The following is a 19,536-nucleotide window of genomic DNA, read 5'->3' on the forward strand; positions in this document are numbered from 1 at the left end:
CGGTTTCGCATGGCGTAGACGGGTTGTTAACCCGCTGTTGTGCGCTCGTTGGGCCGATCACCGAAATTGCGGAATAGCTTCTGCCGGGTGCCAGCCAGTAATCGCGCAGCATCTCGTAGTCATCCCCGGACCGCCCTCCGCGTCGCCGTACTCGCCGATTCCGATACGCGATGGAAATGGGGCGCACTCACCGCCCGACGGCTTGCGCCGGAGCCGCACCTCACCGGATTCCTGCTCCGCGGCCGGGCCACCCCGACCGCGCGCCAGCTCGGCGAAGTGGGCGTCCGCGCGGACCGGCTCTCCGAGGTGACCTGCGCACAGTTCCTCGCGGAGATCGAGCGCGAGAAGTACGACGTCGTCGTCCTCGCCCTCGTCGGCGGGGCCGTCCAGGCCGTCCTGCACGGGGTCCGCGCACTGTGGCCCGAGCCGGCCGGGCGCCCGGTGCTCGTCACCGGGTACGTGGGCGTCGTATACGAGAAGCTCGCCGACGGGCTGCTGCTGCGCCACGGGGCCGACCTGGTCCTCGCCAACTCCCGCTACGACGCCGGACGCTTCCGCGCGGTCTACGCGGGAGTCGGCGCGGACGCCGCCGCCGTCACGCAGACGGCACTGCCCTTCCTGGACGGAGCGGCGTACGAGAAGGCCGGCAGCCGCGCGCACACCGTGGTCTTCGCCGTCCAGCCCTCGGTTCCCGAGAGCCGCGCCGACCGCTCCTACCTGCTGGAGCGGGCCGCCCGGCACGCCCGGCTGCACCCGGAGCGCGAGGTGCTCATCAAGCTGCGCAGCCGGCCCGGGGAGCACACCACGCACCTGGAGGAGCAGCCGTACCAGCGGCTCGCCGAGCGGATCCCCGGCGGACTGCCCGCCAACTGCCGCCTGGTGTACGGGAACATGGGCGAGGTCCTGGACGGCACCGACCTGCTGGTCACCGTCTCCTCCACGGCCGCCCTGGAGTCCTTGCACCGCGGGATCCCGACGGCGGTCCTCACCGACCTCGGCGTCCGCGAGGTGCTGGGCAACCACCACTTCCTCGGCTCGGGCTGCCTGGCCTCCTGGGACCAGCTCGACGCGGGCCTGCTCCCGCAGGGGGACCCGGAGTGGCTGGCCGACCAGGGCGTGACGGGGGCCTCCGGCGCTTCCGGCGCTTCCGGCGCTTCCGGCGCCTCCGGTGCTTCCGGCGCCTCCGGCGGCGAGGACCCCTTCACCGACGCCCGCGCCCGGCTCGGCGAACTGCTGGACCTCCCGGTGCTCCCCGCCGTCGCCCCCTACTACACGCAGGTCACCGCGCCCGGGTACCTCCCCGGGATCCTGGCCCGCCACCACCTCGCCCCCGACGGGACCCCGCTGCCCGGCGCCGTCCGCGAGAGCGGCGGGGAGTCCCGGCTGCGCCGCTGGCTCCGCTCGCACCTGCGCGAGGCCGCCCGCGGGGCGTACCGGCACGGAGTCCAGCGCGTGGCCCCGATGATCCGCCGGATGGGGGAGCTGTGACCCTCCACGCGAACACCGCAGCGAACACCGCAGCGAACGCCGCCGTGAACGCCGCCGTGAACGCCGCCGCGGACCCGGCGGCGGACTCCGCCGCCCGTCCCCGCGTACTGGCCGTGATCCCGGCCCGCGGCGGCTCCAAGGGAGTCCCGGGCAAGAACCTCGCCGAGGTGGCCGGAGTCCCGCTCGTCGTACGGGCCGTCGAGGCCTGCCGGGGCGCGGCCACCGTCACCGACGTCGTGGTCTCCACGGACGCCGACCCCATCGCCGAAGCCGCCCGCGCCGCCGGAGCCGATGCGATCCGCCGCCCCGCGGCGATCTCCGGGGACACCGCGAGCAGCGAAGCGGCCGTACTGCACGCGCTCGACTCCTTCGAGGAACTGCACTCCCTCACCGTGGACGTCGTCCTCCTCGTCCAGTGCACCAGCCCCTTCCTGACCTCCTCCGACGTCGAGTCGGTCGCCGCCGCCGTCGCCACCGGCGCGGCCGACTCGGCCCTGACCGTCGCCCCGTTCCACGGCTTCCTGTGGCGGGAGGCGGCCGACGGCAGCGGCGGGACCGGCGTCAACCACGACAAGGCCGTCCGCCCCCGCCGCCAGGACCGGCCCCAGGACCTGCTGGAGACCGGCGCCGCCTACGCCATGGACGCCGCGGGCTTCCGCGGCGCGCGGCACCGCTTCTTCGGACGCACCCTCCCCGTCGCCACCGACCCCGCACGGGTCCTGGAGATCGACGACCCGCACGACCTGGCGCGCGCCCGCCTCCTCGCCCCCCTCTTCACCTCCCCTCAGCACCCCCACGCACCGAACGAAGGACCTCAGCTGCCATGACCGTCGCCACCCCCAACTCCCGCCTGCGCACCTTCGGCTCCCGCACCGCCGGCCCCGGCCGCCCCGTGTACGTCGTCGGTGAGATCGGCATCAACCACAACGGCGACCTCGGCAACGCGTTCGCCCTCATCGACGCCGCCGCCGAAGCGGGCTGCGACGCGGTGAAGTTCCAGAAGCGCACCCCGGAGATCTGCACCCCGCGCGACCAGTGGGACATCGAGCGCGACACCCCCTGGGGCCGGATGACGTACATCGACTACCGCCACCGCGTGGAGTTCGGCGAGGCCGAGTACCGCTCCATCGACGAGTACTGCGCCAAGCGCGGCATCGACTGGTTCGCCTCCCCGTGGGACACCGAGGCCGTCGCCTTCCTGGAGAAGTTCGACGTCCCCGCCCACAAGGTTGCCTCCGCCTCCCTCACCGACGACGAGCTGCTGCGCGCCCTGCGCGCCACCGGCCGCACCGTCGTCCTCTCCACCGGCATGTCCACCCCGAAGCAGATCCGGCACGCGGTGGAGGTGCTCGGCAGCGACAACATCCTGCTCTGCCACGCCACGTCCACGTACCCGGCCAAGGCCGAGGAGCTCAACCTGCGGGTGATCAACACCCTGCAGGAGGAGTACCCCAACGTCCCGATCGGCTACTCCGGCCACGAGACCGGCCTGCAGACCACCCTCGCGGCCGTGGCCCTCGGCGCCACCTTCGTCGAGCGCCACATCACCCTCGACCGTGCCATGTGGGGCTCCGACCAGGCCGCCTCCGTGGAGCCCGGCGGCCTGACCCGCCTGGTCCGCGACATCCGCACCATCGAGACCGCCCTCGGCGACGGCATCAAGCGCGTCTACGACTCCGAGCTCGGCCCCATGAAGAAGCTCCGCCGGGTCCAGGGCGAGCTCGCCTCGGTCTGACCCCCTGCGGTCCGGCCGCGGTCCCACCCCGCGGCCCGCCCCGCTTTCCGTCCGGTACGACGCTCCGCCCCCGCCCCTGACGAGGAGTACGTGGTGACCCCCTCTGCCTCCAGCCTGGCTTTCGTCGAGAGTCCGGTCCAGCTCCTGAACGTGCTGGAGTGGGCGCACGCCGAAGCCGCGTCCGCACCGGGCGGTGCCCCGCTGCTCGACGCCGTCCCGAGCCAGCCCGGCCGGGCCGCCGCCCGCGGCGGCGCCGGTGCCGCCGCGGCCGCGACCGCCGGGAGCGCCGCCGCCCCCGCCCCCGACCGCTCGGCCGGGGCCGGGTCCTGGCTGCGGATCGTCGTACTGCCGCCCACCGACCCCATGTCCCGCGGCCAGCTGCGCCGGATGGCCGGGCTGGCCCGGGACGAGGGGTACGAGGTCGTCTGGCAGGAGGCCCGCGGCGGGCGGCTCGCCCCGATCAAGGCGCTCGCCGCGCTCGCCAGGGACGTGCGCGCGGCCCGCCGGGTCGTGGTCGGCGACCCCTTCTCCCGGTACGTGCAGCTCCTGCTCACCCTCGTACGGGCCGAAGAGCTCGTGGTGGTCGACGACGGCACCGCCACCATGGAGTTCGTCGCCCAGACCGCCCGCGGCGAGCGCCTCGTACGCTGGCACCGGGTCGGCGGCGGCGGCCTGCCCGGCCGGGTCCGCGAGCTGGCGTACGCGCCGGTCTCGGCCACCGCCCGGCGCCGCTTCACCCCGGCCGCGAACGCGGGCCGCCGCGTCGAGGTCTTCAGCTCGATGCCGGTCACCGTCCACGGCGCGATGACGCTGCGGGTCAACGAGTTCGCCTGGACCCGCTCCCGGTTCGGCCCGCCGCGCCTGACCAAGGGCACCGACCTCGTCGGCACCTCCCTCGTGGAGACCGGGGTCGTCGACCCGGCCCGCTACCTGGACGCCGTACGCGCCCTGACCTTGGAACACGGCGCCACCCGCTACTTCGCGCACCGCCGCGAGTCCGCGGAGAAGCTGCGCATGCTCAGCGAGGCGACCGGTCTGGAGATCGTCCGTCCGGACCTGCCGCTGGAGCTGATCGCCCGGCGCGGACCGGTCGGCCGGACGATCGTCAGCTTTCCGTCCACCGTCGTCCACACCCTGCCGTACGCGCTGACCGGAACCGGTGTGACCGTCGCCGTATGCGATGTCGACCCGGCCTGGCTCACCGGCTCCGCCTCGCCGCGGGCCCGCAGCTTCCTCGCCGGGGTCACCGAGACCGCGCGTGATGTGCGCAGACTGCCTGCCCAGACGGCCTCCGCGGCCGGATGAGGGCGCGAGTTTACCCCCGGGCGCATCCCGTCATGCGTCCAGAGGTCTGGTTTTTTTCCCCTAACGGCATGAACTTTTGGTGATCTCCGGCCAGTTGGGCCATTCGTGCGCCTACCCTTCAACGGGTGAACCAGTTGATGTCCCGCGAGTCCCAGACCGCCCTGCCCGGCACGCCTGACCGGCCCGAGCTGCCCGGCAAGATTCCGGACCACCTGCGTGCCGAACTGATCGAGTTCCGCCGGGACTTGCACATGCACCCCGAGCTAGGACACCAGGAGTTCCGCACCACGGCGGCGATCAAGGCCCGGCTGGAGAAAGCGGGACTGCGGCCCCGCGTGCTGAAGTCCGGAACCGGCCTGATCTGTGACGTGGGCACCTGGGACGGGGGCCGGCCGATGCTGGCCCTGCGCGCGGACATCGACGGCCTCCCCATTCCGGACACCAAGACGCACGTGGCGTACCGTTCGACCTCCCCCGACCGCGCCCACGCCTGCGGCCACGACGTGCACACCGCGGTCGTCCTCGGCGCCGGCCTGGTCCTCGCGGACCTCGACCGGCAGGGCCTGCTGCCCCGTCCGGTCCGGCTGCTGTTCCAGCCCGCCGAGGAGGTGCTCCCCGGCGGAGCCACCGATGCCATCGCCTCGGGCGTCCTGGACGGCGTGGGCCGGATCATCGCGGTGCACTGCGACCCGCGGGTCGACGCCGGGAAGATCGGACTGCGCACCGGCCCCATCACCTCCGCCTGCGACCGGCTGGAGATCACGTTGGCCGGTCCCGGCGGGCACACCGCCCGGCCGCACCTGACCACCGATCTGGTGACCGCCGCCGCCCGGGTGGCCGTCGACCTGCCGGCCGTGATGTCGCGCCGGATGGACGCCCGCTCGGGCATGTCGATCACCTGGGGCCGGATCGAGGCCGGGCACGCCTGCAACGTGATCCCGATGCACGCCGAGCTCTCCGGGACGATCCGCTGCCTGGACATCAACGCGTGGCACGAGGCGCCCGATCAGATCCACGCCGCGATCGACGAGATCGCCGGGATGCACCGCGCCAAGTCGGAGATCACGTACGTGCGCGGCGTGCCGCCGGTCGTGAACGACCCGGTGGTCACCGAGCTGCTGCGCGAGGCGATGGCGGCGCGGCTCGGCAAGGAGTCGATCGAGGACACCGAGCAGAGCCTCGGCGGCGAGGACTTCTCCTGGTACCTGGAGCACGTGCCCGGAGCGATGGCCCGGCTCGGCGTGCACACCCCCGGCGCGAGCGCCAAGAGGGACCTGCACCGGGGCGACTTCGACGTGGACGAGTCCGCGATCGGGGTCGGCGTGGAGTTCTTCACGGCCGCCGCCCTGCTCGACGGACGGCGTACCAGGCCCGTCGGGTAGCGATCGGGCAAAAATTTGTACAACATCTGAGCGCCTCCCGTCACACCTGTCCAGCCCTTGGTACACAAGGGCTGGACGCATGGGGAGTTACCGATCGGTCACTGTCCGATTCGCGACGATCCGATAACGACTCATGAACGGCCCTTTAACTGACATCTACGCGCGTTACGATCGCCGCGAAACCAGCGCCGGTCGTGGCGCTTCGGTCAGGTTTTGAAGGAGCCTCCCCTTGCGCCGGATCACCAGGATCGCCACCGTGGGCATCGCGTCCGCGGCGCTGGCCCTCTCGGCCACCGCCTGTGGCGGAAAGAAGTCTTCCGACTCCACCGCGTCCTCCTCGGAGTCCGCGTCGGGTTCGAAGTCCGCAGCCATCGCCTATGACATCGGCGGCCGCGGCGACCAGTCGTTCAACGACGCCGCCTTCGCCGGCCTGGAGAAGGCCGAGAAGGACCTGAAGGTCAAGGGCGCCGAGGCGGAGCCCACCGAGGGCGAGAGCGAGGCGGACAAGGTCCAGCGCCTCACCGAGCTCGCGCGCAAGGGCAACAACCCGGTCATCGGCGTCGGCTTCGCCTACGCCCCGGCCATCAAGAAGGTCGCCGAGAAGTTCCCGAAGACCACCTTCGGCCTCATCGACGACACCTCGGTGACCGCTCCGAACATCGCGAACCTGGTCTTCAACGAGGAGCAGGGCTCCTACCTGGCCGGCGTCGCCGCCGCCAAGGCCTCGAAGACCGGCACGGTCGGCTTCATCGGCGGTGTCGAGGTTCCGCTGATCAAGAAGTTCGAGGCGGGCTTCACCCAGGGCGTCAAGGACACCAACCCCAACGCCAAGGTGCTGTCGGCCTACCTGACCCAGCCGCCGGACTTCTCGGGCTTCGCCAAGCCCGACCTCGGCAAGGCCACCGCCAAGGGCCAGCTCGACGGCGGCGCCGACGTGATCTACTCCGCGGCCGGCCTCGCCGGTTCGGGTGCGATCGAGGCCACCGCCAACGCGGGCAAGTGGGCCATCGGCGTCGACTCCGACCAGTACAACCAGGCCGGTCTGTCGAAGTACAAGGACAAGATCCTGACCTCGGTCACCAAGGACGTTCCGGACGCGGTCTACAACCTGATCAAGTCGGTCGAGGACGGCAAGCCGCAGACCGGTGAGATCCGCTACGGCCTCGACAAGGACGGCGTCGGCCTGGCCGACTCCAACCCCGCCTACAAGCAGATGGCGGACGTCACCGCCGCGGTCGAGAAGGCCAAGGCCGACATCATCGCGAAGAAGATCACCGTCAAGACCGCCCCGTAAGGCCGTCTCTGACATGCAGTAGTGGTCTCCGGGGTCCGGGAAGCGGTCTCTACCGCTCCCGGACCCCGAGCCGTGTTCTGTGATCCTTGTGGCCACTTGGCCGCAAGTTTTCACTTTCGACAGTGCTACGCGCGTAGAGGCATCGTGGACGCGATACCTTCTCTCCCCGCCCTGTCCTCCTGCCAACTTGGCATTTCCAGCTCCTTCCGCGCCAAGGAGAGTGCGTCATCAACGCGTCCAGCCCCCCTCTCGCCGTAGAACTGAACGGCATTACCAAGCGCTTCCCCGGCGTCGTCGCCAACAAGGACATCGCGATCAGCGTCCGCAAGGGCACGGTCCACGCCCTCATCGGTGAGAACGGTGCCGGCAAGTCGACCCTGATGAAGATCCTCTACGGCATGCAGAAGCCGGACGAGGGCACCATCGCCGTCGACGGGGAGCAGGTCTCCTTCTCCAGCCCCGGCGATGCCATCGCCCGCGGCATCGGCATGGTGCACCAGCACTTCATGCTCGCCGACAACCTCACCGTCCTGGAGAACGTGGTTCTCGGCGGCGAGAAGCTCTACGGCATCGGCGCCAAGGCCCGCAAGAAGATCCTGGAGATCTCGGACGCGTACGGCCTGGGCGTGCGCCCGGACGCCCTCGTCGAGGACCTCGGTGTCGCCGACCGCCAGCGTGTGGAGATCCTCAAGGTCCTCTACCGCGGCGCCCGCACCCTCATCCTCGACGAGCCCACCGCGGTGCTCGTGCCGCAGGAGGTGGACGCGCTCTTCGACAACCTGCGCGAGCTCAAGGCCGAGGGCCTGACCGTCATCTTCATCTCGCACAAGCTGGGCGAGGTGCTGAAGGTCGCCGACGACATCACCGTCATCCGCCGCGGCACCACCGTCGGCACCGCCGACCCGAAGACCGCGACGACCAAGCAGCTCGCCGAGCTGATGGTCGGCAGCGAGCTGCCCACGCCCGAGACCCGCGAGTCGACGGTCACGGACGTCGCGATGCTCAAGGTCGAGGACCTGCGGCTGGCCGCCACCGACCCCGACGGAGTCGTGCGCGAGGTGCTCGCCGGCATCGGCTTCACCATCCACAAGGGCGAGGTCCTCGGCATCGCCGGTGTCGAGGGCAACGGCCAGACGGAGCTCATCGAGGCCCTCATGGGCATGAGCCTCCCGGACGGCGGCGCCATCACGCTGGACGGCAAGGACATCTCCACCACGCCGACGCGGGCGCGCCGCGAGGGCGGCATCGGCTACATCCCCGAGGACCGCCACCGCCACGCGCTGCTGCTGGAGTCCCCGCTCTGGGAGAACCGCATCCTCGGCCACGTCACCGAGGCGCCCAACTCCAAGCGCGGCATCCTCGACCCGAAGGCGGCCCGCAAGGACACCGAGCGGATCGTGCGCGAGTACGACGTCCGCACCCCCGGCATCGAGGTCACCGCGGCCTCCCTCTCCGGCGGCAACCAGCAGAAGCTGATCGTCGGCCGCGAGATGAGCCACAACCCGAAGTTCCTCATCGCCGCCCACCCCACCCGCGGTGTGGACGTCGGCGCGCAGGCGCAGATCTGGGACGCGATCCGCGAGGCCCGCCGCGAGGGCCTGGCCGTGCTCCTGATCTCCGCCGACCTGGACGAGCTGATCGGCCTGTCCGACACCCTGCGCGTCATCTACCGCGGCCGCCTGGTCGCGGACGCCGACCCGGCGACCATCACGCCCGAGGAGCTCGGCACCGCCATGACGGGTGCCGCCCGCGGCCACCTGGACGCCACCGACAACCCTTCCGCCGCTGCCGACGGTGACACGACGGAGGACGAGGCCCGATGAAGAAATTCGACAAGGACCGGCTGCTGCTCGCGGCGGCCGGACCCGTGCTCGCGCTGGTCAGCGCCTTCGTGCTGACCATGATCGTGCTGGCCGCCTCGGGCGTGGACCCGATCGACCCGCTGCGCATCATGATCGACCAGGCCGGTTACGAGGACGTCCAGGTCCTGATCGTCAACCAGGCCGGCATCTACTACCTGGCAGCCCTGGCCGTCGCCATCGGCTTCCGGATGAACCTCTTCAACATCGGCGTCGACGGCCAGTACCGCCTCGCGGCGATGATCTCGGCCGTGGTCGGTGCGAAGGTCGCACTGCCCGGTCCGCTGCACATCCTGCTGATCGTGCTCGTCGCCATGGCGACCGGTGCCTTCTGGGCCGGTATCGCGGGCATCCTGAAGGCCCGCCGCGGGGTGAGCGAGGTCGTCTCCACGATCATGCTCAACGCCATCGCGACCTCCGTGATCGCCTGGCTGCTGCTGCCGAAGAACCTCGGCGTCCAGCCGGCCGGCTCCAACGACCTGACCACCGGTGACATCCCCGACTCGGGCTGGTTCCCGGCCCTGTCCCTGCCCGGCGGCGACATCTACGGCTTCACCTTCGTGGCCTTCGCGCTCGGCATCGTCTACTGGTTCGTGCTGAACCGCACCCGCTTCGGCTTCGACCTGCGCGCCTCCGGCGCCAGCGAGTCCGCCGCGCAGGCCTCCGGTGTGGAGCCCAAGAAGATGATCATGACCGCGATGCTCATCTCGGGCGCGGTCGCCGGTCTGACGGGCATGCCGCTGCTGCTCGGCGAATCCCACACGTACAACCTGTCCTTCCCGCTGGGCATCGGCTTCACCGGCATCACCGTCGCGCTGCTCGGTCGCAACAACCCGCTCGGCATCCTCTTCTCGGCCTTCCTGATCGCCTTCATCGACAAGTCCTCGGCCGGCCTCGACCAGAACGGCTACGCCAAGGAAATCGGCACGATCATGCAGGGCCTGATCGTCATCGCCGTCGTCGTCAGCTACGAGCTCGTCCGCCGCTACGGCATCCGCCGCCAGCAGCAGAAGGTCGGCGAAGAGCTGGCCGCCGGCCACGCCCTCAAGACCGACAACAAGGAGGTCGCGGCGTGAGCACCAGCACCGTTTCCGCGACGAGCGCCGCTCCCAAGAAGGGCGGCGGCCGCCGCAAGGTCACCCTCCCCTGGATCCTGCTGATGATCGCGGGCGGCCTCGCCCTGATCTCCCTGGCCCGGGTCATCTCCGGCGCCGACGACCTGACCTCCGTCGGCCAGGTCTCCGGCGCCCTCCAGCTCGCTGTGCCGATCGGCCTCGCGGGCCTCGGCGGCCTGTGGGCCGAGCGCGCGGGCGTGGTCAACATCGGCCTCGAAGGCATGATGATCCTGGGCACCTGGTTCGGCGCCTGGGCGGGCTACCAGTGGGGTCCGTGGACCGGCGTCCTGATGGGCGTCATCGGCGGCGCCCTCGGCGGCCTGCTGCACGCGATCATCACGGTCACCTTCAACGTGAACCACATCGTCTCCGGTGTGGCGATCAACATCCTGGCCGTCGGCTTCACCCAGTACCTGTCGAACTTCACCTTCGACAAGGCCCCCGGCGGCTCCTCCAAGCAGTCCCCGCGCATCGACCCGATCACCGAGATCACGATCCCGGGGGTCTCGGACTGGCTGGCGACGCTCCAGGGCAAGCACTGGTTCCTGATCTCGGACCTCGCCGGCGTGCTCGGCGGCCTGGTCACCAACCTGTCGCTGCTCACGGTCGTGGCGGTGCTGCTGGTCCCGGCCACCTGGTGGGTGCTGTGGCGGACCTCCTTCGGTCTGCGCCTGCGCTCCTGCGGTGAGAACCCCGTCGCCGCCGAAACCCTCGGCGTCAACGTCTACAAGTACAAGTACATCGCCGTGATCGTCTCCGGTGCGATGGCCGGCCTCGGCGGCGCGTTCCTCGCGATCGTCTCCACGGGCATCTACCAGGAGGGCCAGACCGGCGGCCGCGGCTACATCGGTCTCGCCGCGATGATCTTCGGCAACTGGATGCCGGGCGGCATGGCCCTCGGCTCGGGCCTCTTCGGCTTCACCTACAGCCTCCGGCTGCGCGGCGGCTCCGAGAACGTCCACGCGATGCTGCTGCTCCTCGCGATCCTGCTCGTGATCGTCCTCGTGTGGCAGCTGTACAAGAAGAAGTACGTCCAGGGCGCGATCGCCGCGGCCTGCGCCGCCGGCCTGTTCCTCTGGTACGCGCTGACCGACTCCGTCCCGAGCCAGTTCGTCGACGCCGCCCCGTACGTCACCACGCTGCTGGTGCTCGCGCTGTCCGCCCAGCGCCTGCGGATGCCCAAGGCGGACGGCCTGCCGTACCGCAAGGGCCAGGGCAAGTGACGACGGCGATCCACCCCGACTGGGAGGCCCTGCGGGAGGCCGCCCGGGACGCCATGTCCCGGGCGTACGCCCCCTACTCGGACTTCCCCGTCGGGGTGGCGGCCCTCGTCGACGACGGCCGGATCGTCGTCGGCTGCAACGTGGAGAACGCCAGCTACGGCCTCAGCCTGTGCGCCGAGTGCGGGCTGGTCTCCTCCCTGCAGGCCACGGGCGGCGGCCGCCTGACACACTTCACCTGCGTCGACGGCAAGGGCGACATCCTCGTGCCGTGCGGCCGCTGCCGCCAGCTGCTCTTCGAGTTCGGCGGGCCGGAACTGCTGGTGGAGACCCCGAAGGGGATCCTTCCGCTGGCCGAGATGCTGCCGCAGGCCTTCGGGCCCGACCACCTGAGATAGCCGTGCCGACGGCCCTTCGCCCCACCGGGCGAGGGGCCGTCGCGATTCCCTCTTCTTCTCTTCTCTCTCCACCCTCTATGCGCGTAGAAGGAAGCACCACATGGACGTCATCTCCGTCATCCGAACGAAGCGGGATCGCGGCGAGCTGAGCCCCGAGCAGATCGACTGGGTCATCGACGCGTACACGCGCGGTGTCGTCGCCGACGAGCAGATGTCGGCGCTGGCGATGGCCATCCTGCTCAACGGAATGAACCGCGCCGAGATCAAGCGCTGGACCGCCGCGATGATCGCCTCGGGCGAGCGGATGAACTTCGACTCCCTCTCCCGCCCGACCGCCGACAAGCACTCCACCGGCGGCGTCGGCGACAAGATCACCCTGCCGCTGGCCCCGCTCGTCGCCGCCTGCGGCGCGGCGGTGCCGCAGCTCTCCGGCCGCGGCCTCGGCCACACCGGCGGCACCCTGGACAAGCTGGAGTCCATCCCCGGCTGGCGCGCGCTCCTCTCCAACGAGGAGATGCTGCACGTCCTGGACACCACGGGCGCGGTCATCTGCGCGGCGGGCGACGGCCTGGCCCCCGCCGACAAGAAGCTGTACGCGCTGCGCGACGTGACCGGCACCGTCGAGGCCATCCCGCTGATCGCCTCCTCGATCATGTCGAAGAAGATCGCCGAGGGCACGGGCTCGCTCGTCCTCGACGTGAAGGTCGGCACCGGCGCGTTCATGAAGAACATCGAGGACGCGCGCGAGCTCGCCTCCACGATGGTCGCCCTCGGCACGGACAGCGGCGTCAAGACGATCGCCCTGCTCACCGACATGTCCACCCCGCTCGGCCTGACGGCCGGCAACGCGCTGGAGATCCGCGAGTCGGTCGAGGTCCTGGCCGGCGGCGGTCCCTCCGACGTCGTCGAGCTGACCCTGGCCCTGGCCCGCGAGATGCTGGACGCGGCGGGCATCAAGGACGCCGACCCGGCCAAGGCCCTGGCCGACGGCTCCGCGATGGACGTCTGGCGCCGGATGATCTCCGCCCAGGGCGGCGACCCGGACGCGGCCCTGCCGGTGGCCCGCGAGCAGCACGTGGTCACCGCCCCCTCCTCGGGCGTCCTGACCCGCCTGGACGCGTACGGCGTCGGCGTGGGCGCCTGGCGCCTGGGCGCCGGCCGCGCGCGCAAGGAGGACCCGGTGCAGGCGGGCGCGGGCATCGAGCTCCACGCCAAGCCGGGCGACACGGTCACCGCCGGCCAGCCGCTGATGACCCTGCACACGGACACCCCGGAGAAGTTCGAGTACGCCCTGGCCTCCCTGGAGGGCACGTACGACATCGCCCCGGCCGGCACGGCGTTCTCCGCCACGCCGATCGTCCTGGACCGCATCGCCTGATCTGCGGCCCCCCCGAAACGCGTCGGCGCGGCTCCCCGTCCGGAGCCGCGCCGGCGTTTTTTTCACGCCCCCGGAGCCGGGTGCCCGAGCCTAGAGCCGGGGCAGGGCCTCGCCGGGCGCCGGCTCCCGGCGGTGCTCCAGCCAGAAGGCGTAGCCGCGCAGGTAGGCCTCCAGCCCGTCGTCGATGTACGCGACGAAGTCCCGGTGGCCGTCGGCGGCGTCGTGGTAGTGCGGGACGTACATCGGGTTCTCCGTGTAGGAGGACCACACCGCGGCCGCGGCCACCGCCCACTCCCGCACCCGCCCGCGCTCCCGCCACCACGCGCGGACGCCCTCGGGGGTCCAGTGGTCGTCGCCGTCCCAGCCGTAGTTGTTGTACAGCTCCCAGCCCGCGGCGGTCACCAGGGCCTCGGTCTCCCGCTCGTTCACCGGCTGGCGGAAGACGAACTCGTGCACCTCGTCGAAGGCGACGTGCTCCGGTGCGTGCTCCCGTCCGAAGTGCATGCAGTCGGTGTCGGCCCCGTAGAACGGACCCGGGACGTTGCGCCAGTTCCGGTCGGCCCACTCGCCCCGGAAGACGGGCGTGCCGAAGGTGGCGTAGGGCGAGCCGTCGAGCGAGACGAGGCGCCGCGCCGTGGGCAGGGGGTCCCAGTAAGGCGTGATCACCGGGCCCATTCTGCGCGGTGACCGATGACTTCGGTAAGGCCCGCAGGTCAACCCCTCGTGGAGACCATGCGACTTGTGCTGCCCGCGGACGGAGCCGACCGGCCGGATGCGGCCCGGCTCTGCGCCCGGCTGGCCCGGCTGTACGAGGACGGGGCCGCGGCCGTGGAGTGCGACGTCTCCGCCGTCACCGCGCCGGACCTCGCGGTCGTCGAGGCGCTGGCGCGGCTGCGGCTCGCCGCCCGCGGGCGGCCGCTGCGGGTGACCGGGGCCGGGCCCCGGCTACGGGAGCTGCTCGGCCTCGTCGGCCTCCTCCAGCTGCTCGGGGAGGCCGAAGAGCGGGAACCAGCGGGCGGTGTCCAGGAAGGCGTTGAGCCCGGTGATCCGCCCCTCTGAGACCTCCAGGACCTGGAGCGCCCACGGCACGTGACCCGGCTTCCCGTCCTCCCGCGGCCGGTACTGGCCGAAGGCCGGCAGGCCGTTCGCCGTGGTCGGGACCAGCCGGGAGCCCTTGCAGCCGATGCCCTGGTTCAGATGCCAGGCCGCGATGTCCGCGGGCCCCTGCAGCCACAGGTCGAACGGCGGCATCGACAGCACCGCGTCCTCGTGCAGCAGCGTGGTCAGGCGCGAGATGTCGTACGCCTCGAAGGCGGAGAGGTACTGCTCCAGCAGCTTCACCTGCTCCGCGTCCAGCGGGTCCGCCGTCTCGCTCGCGCGCATCCGGGTCGCCGAGAGCGTGGCCCGGGCCCGCTGGAGGGCGCTGTTGACCGAGGCCACCGTCGTGTCCAGCAGGGTCGCGACCTCGTCGGCCTTCCACGCCAGCACCTCGCGCAGGATCAGCACCGCCCGCTGCTTGGCCGGCAGGTGCTGCAGCGCCGCCACGAAGGCCAGCCGTACGGACTCCTTCGCCAGCGCCATCTCCGCCGGATCGGCGGTCTGCGGCAGCACCCGCCCGTCCGGCACCGGCTCCAGCCACGTCACCTCCGGCCGCTCGTTGAGCACCGCGGAAGCCTGGTGCTGCGGAGCGCTGAGGTCCATCGGGCGGGCCCGCTTCTTCCCCGCGCTCAGCAGGTCCAGGCAGACGTTCGTGGCGATCCGGTACAGCCACGAGCGCAGCGAGGACCGGCCCTCGAACTTCTCGAAGCTGCGCCAGGCGCGGACGTACGTGTCCTGCACCGCGTCCTCGGCGTCGAAGGAGGAGCCGAGCATGCGGTAGCAGTAGCCGGTGAGCTCGACCCGGTAGCGGTCCATCGCCGCGTCCAGGTCGGAATCGATACGCGTGGCGACGTCACTCATGGCTGTCTTCCCCCGGTAGGTCCGATACCCCGAAGCTACCCGAGGGGTCCGACAACGGCAGCCGGACGCCGTCCGCTACGTACCCGGCTTGCGGCCGTAGACGTACACGTCGTCCCCCTTGGCCAGCAGGTTCCAGTACGCCTTGGCGTCGGAAAGCCGCATGTTCACGCAGCCGCCCGACCCCGGCGGGTTCCACATGCTCTTCTCCACCGCGTGGAAGGCGATCCCGCCGTCGAAGAACTGCGCGTACGGCATCGACACGTCGTAGATCGTCGACCAGTGGTCGATGCTGCGCTGGTAGATCCGCTTCAGCCCGGTCCTGGTCTCGGTGCCGTCCTTGCCGGTGCGCACCGGCACCGGGCCGTACGCGAGGGCGGCGCCGTCCTGGACCCAGCTGAGCTGTCGGGTCAGGTCGACGCAGGCGATCCGGCCCAGGTTCACCGGGCACTTCCCGTCCTTGTTGGGGGTCGTGCCCGCCGCCCGCTGCGCCAGCATGGTGTTCATCGTCTGCCAGGTGAGCGGTCCGGCGTACCCCGCGGTCGGGGTGATCCCGTACTTCGCCTGGAACGCCTTGATCGCCTGGCAGTCGGCCGCGGACTGCCGGCCGTCGACCGGGCGCCCGAGGAACTGCTCCACCTCCCGCTGGTACGGCCCCGTGGTCACGTTGCACGAGCCGGCCGCCCGCGCCGCGCCGCCTCCGCCGAGCACCAGCGGGACCGAGAGCGCCACCGCCCCGCAGACCACCGCCGCCGCCCGCCGTGCCGTACGCATCCGCTCCGTACGCGTCCATCCCGTACGCATCCGCATCAATGTCACGTCGTACTCCCTCCCACCCCACTTCTTCCCGGCGGGGAGGGGCAACGCGCCGGAGCCCGGGGCGGCTTGCGCCTCCGGGCTCCGTAATTCCGCTCGTACCGATGCCGTATGCACCGGTCCCCGGGCTGCCGTATCAGCGTGCGGCGGCCAGCGAACCGTGGCGCCGCTCGGCGCGCGCCGCGTGCGATCCGTACAGGGTGATCGACACGACGCCGAGCACGGCCAACAGCGCGATGCCCACCGTCGCCGCCCAGCCCGCCGAGTGGTAGGCGAGCGCGCCGAGCGTGCCGCCCGCGCTGGAGCCCAGGTAGTACGCCGACTGGTACAGCGCCGAAGCCTGCGCCCGGCCCGACGTCGCGGTCCGGCTCACCGCCGCGGACGCCACCGCGTGGCCCGCGAAGAAGCCGGCGGTGATCAGGACCAGCCCGACCAGGATCGCGGCCAGGGAGTCCGCCAGGGACAGCAGCAGGCCCAGCGCGGTCGTGGTCACCGCCAGGTACAGCGCCCCGCGCCGACCCGCCCTGGCCACCAGCTGCCCGGCGGCCGCCGAGGAGACCGTACCGACCAGGTAGATCAGGAAGATCGAACCGATCACGCCCTGCCCGAGGGAGAACGGCTCGTCGACCAGCCGGTAGCCGATGACGGTGTAGACGGCCCCGAAGACGGTCATGAACAGGGCGCCGATCCCGTACAGGCGCAGCAGCAGCGGGTCCCGCAGGTGCCCGGCGACCGTACGGCCCACCGCGCGCGGGTTCAGCGAGGCCGGGCGGAAGAACCGGGCCCGGGGGAGCAGGACGAGGAACGCCGCCGCGCAGGCCGCCGCCACGACCCCGACGGCCAGCAGCCCGCCGCGCCAGCCCCACGCCTGGGCCGCCCAGCCGGTGACGAGGCGCCCGCTCATGCCGCCGATGGAGTTGCCCGCCACGAACAGGCCGATCGCGCCCACCAGCGCCTTCGGCTTGACCTCCTCCGCCAGGTACGCCATCGCGGAGGCCGGGATGCCGGCGATCGCCGCGCCCTGGACGGCGCGCAGCACCACCAGCCACTCCAGGTTCGGCGCGAACGGTACGAGGAGGCCGACGCCGACGGCGACCAGCATGGAGACCGTCATCATCCGGGTCCGCCCGAAGCGCTCCGAGAGCGCGCTGAGCGGCAGGACGAACAGGGCGAGGGCGCCGGTGGCCGCGGACACGGTCCAGCTGGCCTGACCCGCCGTCACCCCGAAGCCGTCGGAGATCGAGGGCAGCAGCGCCTGGGTGGAGTAGAGGAGGGCGAACGTCGCGAGGCCGGCGGCGAAGAGCGCGAGGCTCATCCGGCGGTAGCCGGGGCGGCCGGGGGCGTGGGCTTCCGGTGCGGCGGGGGACGACGGGGTGGAGGCACCCGTGGTGACAGGTGCCCCGGTATGAACGGGAGGCATGCAACGACCGTAGACCCGCCCCGTTTCATGCGTCCAATGCACAGAATCGCGATAATCAATCCACTCACGCATGACTGCAGCTCAGAGGGGTGCCTGTCAATGAACCGTTACGAAGAAGACATCGCGGTGACAGGATTGCTGGCCCCGCGACTGGCGTATTTCGCCGCCGTCGCCCGCCACGAGCACGTCACCCGCGCCGCGCACGAGCTGGGCGTCCCGCAGTCCACCCTCTCCCGTGCCATGGTCCGCCTCGAACAGGACCTCGGCGTCACGCTGTTCGCCCGCAAGGGCCGCACCGTCGCCCTCACCACGGCCGGCCGGACCTTCCTCGCCTCGGCCGAGCGGGCCCTGGCCGAGATCGCCCGCGCCGCCGAGTCGGTGCAGCTGGACGCCGATCCGGCCCTCGGCAAGGTGGCGTTCGGCTTCCTGCACACCCTCGGCCCCGAGACCGTACCCGGGCTGATCCGCGCCTTCCGCGCCGACCACCCGCGCGTGCGCTTCTCGCTGGTGCAGAACTACGGCGAGGCCATGCTGGAGAAGCTGCGGGCCGGCGAGCTCGACCTGTGCCTGACCTCGCCCCTCCCGGACGCCCCCGACCTGGTCGCCCGCCGCCTCGACGAGCAGCGGCTGCGCCTGGTCGTCCCCGACGACCACCGCCTCGCCGGCCGCAAGCGCATCCGCCTCGCCGAGGCCGCGGAGGAAACCTTCGTCACCCTGGAGGCCGGCTACGGCCTGCGCCGCATCACCGACGACCTGTGCGCGGAGGCCGGGTTCACCCCGCGGGTGGCCTTCGAGGGCGAGGAGGCCGAGACCCTGCGCGGCCTGGTCGCGGCGGGCCTCGGCGTGGCCCTGCTGCCGCCCCCGGCCGTGGCCCGCCCCGGGGTGGTCGAGCTGACGGTGACGGCCCCCCGCGCGGTCCGCGAGATCGGCGTGGCCTGGCTCGACGGCCACCCCGACACCCGGCCGGTCGCCGAATTCAAACGCTTCCTCCTCTCCCGCCGCGGCCGCCTCATCCCGGAGCTGCACGGCGGGCACCTCGGCCACCCCGTTCAGGATCCGGCGCCGCCCTCCGGGGGAGGGTCCGCCGCCTCCGGGGCGAGCAAGTAGCCCGCCTGGAAACGGGACTTGGCGCCCACCGCCCGCATGATCCCCGCGATGTGGCGCTGGCAGGTGCGCTCCGACATGCCCAGGCGGCGGGCGATCACCTTGTCCTCCAACCCCTCCGCGAGCAGCCGTACGATCAGCTGCCGCAGCTCGTCCGAGAGCGAGCGCGCCGCCTCCGGGCCCACCGTCGTCGGGAACGGCTCCGCCGCCACCCACGACCGCTCGAACGCCGCCGCCATGAAGTGCACCACCGCCGGCTCCCGCACCACCAGCGCCGCCCCGGCGCGGTCCGGCACCGACATCACCCCCGTCCGCCCGTCGAAGACCAGCATCCGCATCAGCCCGTCGCCCAGCGTCCGCACCTGCGCGCCCAGCGCCGTCACCCGCTCCACGTACGCCGCCGTGGGCCGCGAGTAGCGCGCCGTGTGCTGGTAGATCGTGCGCATCCGCACCCCGCGCGCCAGCAGCGACTCGTCCCGCCCGATCGCCTCCTCCAGCGTCTCCACCGGCCGGCCCCCGCCCGGCTGCGAGGCCAGCAGCTCCTGCCCGCAGCCCGCGACCAGCTCCGCGATCAGCCCGCGCACCGCCCCCAGGTCCGTGACCAGCTCCAGCTCGGCCGGCCCCGACCCGTTCCGTTCGAGGTGCGCCGCCCCCGCCTCGTACGCCGGGACCAGCGCCTCCAGCCGTCCGCGCAGCCGGTCCATCTCGTCGTGGGTCTCCCGTACGAGCAGGGCCAGCGGGGCCAGCGCCCGGGCCGCGGCCGCCCGCGGCGCGACCGCGCTCCACCGGTCCGGGCCGCCGCCGGGGGCCCGCTGCAGCAGGTGGGCGGCCGCCAGCTCGGTGATCGCCGCGGCCGCCCGCGCCCCGAGGTCCCCGGTCGCCTCGGCCTCGGCGAACGAGTGCCGTTCGACGGCGTACGCGTACAGCCGCCGGGCGGCGCGGCTCAGGTCGCCCCCGGACGGCGGATCGGCTTCCTCGGCTGGCATATGCATATTCGTCCCGGCTTGCGGATGTTTATAAACCCCTCGTGTTCCCGCAAGGCGGCAAGACGACGCCCGATCGGGCA

The 19,536-nt window shown here is 71.9% G+C and carries 17 protein-coding genes and 1 pseudogene; 13 read left to right on the forward strand and 5 right to left on the reverse strand.

The window, feature by feature from the left end; translation table 11 throughout:
• The first annotated feature begins 87 nt into the window (after positions 1–87).
• From ACFYZS_RS17340 to ACFYZS_RS17390, 11 genes and pseudogenes are all read left to right on the forward strand, one after another.
• Positions 88–1,488, forward strand: a complete 1,401-nt coding sequence (locus ACFYZS_RS17340) for a DUF6716 putative glycosyltransferase (protein WP_389012583.1) — start codon at positions 88–90, stop codon at positions 1,486–1,488.
• A 56-nt stretch (positions 1,489–1,544) separates the two neighbouring features.
• A pseudogene (locus ACFYZS_RS17345) lies at positions 1,545–2,291 on the forward strand (cytidylyltransferase domain-containing protein); the annotation flags it as partial.
• Between the two features lie 20 nt (positions 2,292–2,311).
• On the forward strand, positions 2,312–3,223 hold the full coding sequence (locus tag ACFYZS_RS17350; protein WP_389012585.1) for an N-acetylneuraminate synthase family protein: 912 nt from the start codon (positions 2,312–2,314) through the stop codon (positions 3,221–3,223).
• 93 nt (positions 3,224–3,316) lie between these two features.
• Positions 3,317–4,528: a hypothetical protein gene (locus ACFYZS_RS17355; protein WP_389012588.1), complete on the forward strand. Its 1,212-nt coding sequence runs from the start codon at positions 3,317–3,319 to the stop codon at positions 4,526–4,528.
• Between the two features lie 137 nt (positions 4,529–4,665).
• Positions 4,666–5,910, forward strand: coding sequence for an amidohydrolase (locus ACFYZS_RS17360; protein ID WP_389012698.1), 1,245 nt, complete (start codon positions 4,666–4,668; stop codon positions 5,908–5,910).
• Between the two features lie 229 nt (positions 5,911–6,139).
• Positions 6,140–7,204, forward strand: coding sequence for a BMP family protein (locus ACFYZS_RS17365; protein WP_389012590.1), 1,065 nt, complete (start codon positions 6,140–6,142; stop codon positions 7,202–7,204).
• A gap of 260 nt (positions 7,205–7,464) precedes the next feature.
• A complete protein-coding gene (locus ACFYZS_RS17370) occupies positions 7,465–9,027 on the forward strand; it encodes an ABC transporter ATP-binding protein (RefSeq protein ID WP_389012701.1) in 1,563 nt (520 codons plus the stop codon).
• Positions 9,024–10,139 carry an ABC transporter permease gene (locus ACFYZS_RS17375; protein ID WP_389012593.1) on the forward strand — a complete coding sequence of 372 codons (1,116 nt, stop codon included), beginning with the start codon at positions 9,024–9,026 and terminating at the stop codon, positions 10,137–10,139. The genes ACFYZS_RS17370 and ACFYZS_RS17375 overlap by 4 nt, the downstream gene beginning before the upstream one ends.
• Entirely contained in the window at positions 10,136–11,401 is a 1,266-nt protein-coding gene (locus tag ACFYZS_RS17380; RefSeq protein WP_389012596.1) for an ABC transporter permease, read from the forward strand. The genes ACFYZS_RS17375 and ACFYZS_RS17380 overlap by 4 nt, the downstream gene beginning before the upstream one ends.
• Positions 11,398–11,796 (forward strand): cytidine deaminase, encoded by a 399-nt coding sequence (locus tag ACFYZS_RS17385; protein ID WP_383341163.1) that lies wholly within the window; start codon positions 11,398–11,400, stop codon positions 11,794–11,796. The genes ACFYZS_RS17380 and ACFYZS_RS17385 overlap by 4 nt, the downstream gene beginning before the upstream one ends.
• A gap of 100 nt (positions 11,797–11,896) precedes the next feature.
• Positions 11,897–13,174: a thymidine phosphorylase gene (locus tag ACFYZS_RS17390; protein ID WP_359169775.1), complete on the forward strand. Its 1,278-nt coding sequence runs from the start codon at positions 11,897–11,899 to the stop codon at positions 13,172–13,174.
• 90 nt (positions 13,175–13,264) lie between these two features.
• On the opposite strand, the gene ACFYZS_RS17395 is transcribed toward ACFYZS_RS17390, so the two are convergent.
• Positions 13,265–13,840, reverse strand: a complete 576-nt coding sequence (locus ACFYZS_RS17395) for a ferredoxin (RefSeq protein WP_389012601.1) — start codon at positions 13,838–13,840, stop codon at positions 13,265–13,267.
• Positions 13,841–13,906: 66 nt separating this feature from the next.
• Here ACFYZS_RS17395 and ACFYZS_RS17400 point away from each other — a divergent pair, with 66 nt between their 5' ends.
• Positions 13,907–14,233, forward strand: coding sequence for an STAS domain-containing protein (locus ACFYZS_RS17400; RefSeq protein WP_389012604.1), 327 nt, complete (start codon positions 13,907–13,909; stop codon positions 14,231–14,233).
• Here ACFYZS_RS17400 and ACFYZS_RS17405 read toward each other — a convergent pair.
• The 3 genes from ACFYZS_RS17405 to ACFYZS_RS17415 form a co-directional block, all read right to left on the reverse strand.
• A complete protein-coding gene (locus ACFYZS_RS17405; RefSeq protein WP_389012607.1) occupies positions 14,120–15,133 on the reverse strand; it encodes a sigma-70 family RNA polymerase sigma factor in 1,014 nt (337 codons plus the stop codon). The two genes, ACFYZS_RS17400 and ACFYZS_RS17405, sit on opposite strands and share 114 nt — an antisense overlap.
• Before the next feature lie 75 nt (positions 15,134–15,208).
• Positions 15,209–15,904, reverse strand: a complete 696-nt coding sequence (locus ACFYZS_RS17410) for a L,D-transpeptidase family protein (RefSeq protein ID WP_389012704.1) — start codon at positions 15,902–15,904, stop codon at positions 15,209–15,211.
• 178 nt (positions 15,905–16,082) lie between these two features.
• Positions 16,083–17,366 (reverse strand): MFS transporter, encoded by a 1,284-nt coding sequence (locus tag ACFYZS_RS17415; RefSeq protein WP_389012610.1) that lies wholly within the window; start codon positions 17,364–17,366, stop codon positions 16,083–16,085.
• A gap of 99 nt (positions 17,367–17,465) precedes the next feature.
• Here ACFYZS_RS17415 and ACFYZS_RS17420 point away from each other — a divergent pair, with 99 nt between their 5' ends.
• Positions 17,466–18,473, forward strand: coding sequence for a LysR family transcriptional regulator (locus ACFYZS_RS17420; protein WP_389012613.1), 1,008 nt, complete (start codon positions 17,466–17,468; stop codon positions 18,471–18,473).
• On the opposite strand, the gene ACFYZS_RS17425 is transcribed toward ACFYZS_RS17420, so the two are convergent.
• Positions 18,416–19,456: a LuxR C-terminal-related transcriptional regulator gene (locus tag ACFYZS_RS17425; RefSeq protein WP_389012616.1), complete on the reverse strand. Its 1,041-nt coding sequence runs from the start codon at positions 19,454–19,456 to the stop codon at positions 18,416–18,418. The genes ACFYZS_RS17420 and ACFYZS_RS17425 overlap by 58 nt on opposite strands.
• Between the last annotated feature and the right edge of the window lie 80 nt (positions 19,457–19,536).

The organism is Streptomyces sp. NPDC001903 (assembly GCF_042891345.1).
Taxonomy (GTDB): Bacteria; Actinomycetota; Actinomycetes; order Streptomycetales; family Streptomycetaceae; genus Streptomyces.

What these genes read in the sequence shown, in the direction of transcription:
- ACFYZS_RS17350 (WP_389012585.1), top strand. Translation starts at nt 2,312, where the DNA reads ATGACCGTCGCCACCCCCAACTCCCGCCTGCGCACCTTCGGCTCCCGC.
- ACFYZS_RS17360 (WP_389012698.1), top strand. Translation starts at nt 4,666, where the DNA reads ATGTCCCGCGAGTCCCAGACCGCCCTGCCCGGCACGCCTGACCGGCCC.
- ACFYZS_RS17375 (WP_389012593.1), top strand. Translation starts at nt 9,024, where the DNA reads ATGAAGAAATTCGACAAGGACCGGCTGCTGCTCGCGGCGGCCGGACCC.
- ACFYZS_RS17390 (WP_359169775.1), top strand. Translation starts at nt 11,897, where the DNA reads ATGGACGTCATCTCCGTCATCCGAACGAAGCGGGATCGCGGCGAGCTG.
- ACFYZS_RS17400 (WP_389012604.1), top strand. Translation starts at nt 13,907, where the DNA reads ATGCGACTTGTGCTGCCCGCGGACGGAGCCGACCGGCCGGATGCGGCC.
- ACFYZS_RS17405 (WP_389012607.1), bottom strand. Translation starts at nt 15,133, where the DNA reads ATGAGTGACGTCGCCACGCGTATCGATTCCGACCTGGACGCGGCGATG.
- ACFYZS_RS17410 (WP_389012704.1), bottom strand. Translation starts at nt 15,904, where the DNA reads ATGCGTACGGCACGGCGGGCGGCGGCGGTGGTCTGCGGGGCGGTGGCG.
- ACFYZS_RS17415 (WP_389012610.1), bottom strand. Translation starts at nt 17,366, where the DNA reads ATGCCTCCCGTTCATACCGGGGCACCTGTCACCACGGGTGCCTCCACC.
- ACFYZS_RS17420 (WP_389012613.1), top strand. Translation starts at nt 17,466, where the DNA reads ATGAACCGTTACGAAGAAGACATCGCGGTGACAGGATTGCTGGCCCCG.
- ACFYZS_RS17425 (WP_389012616.1), bottom strand. Translation starts at nt 19,456, where the DNA reads ATGCCAGCCGAGGAAGCCGATCCGCCGTCCGGGGGCGACCTGAGCCGC.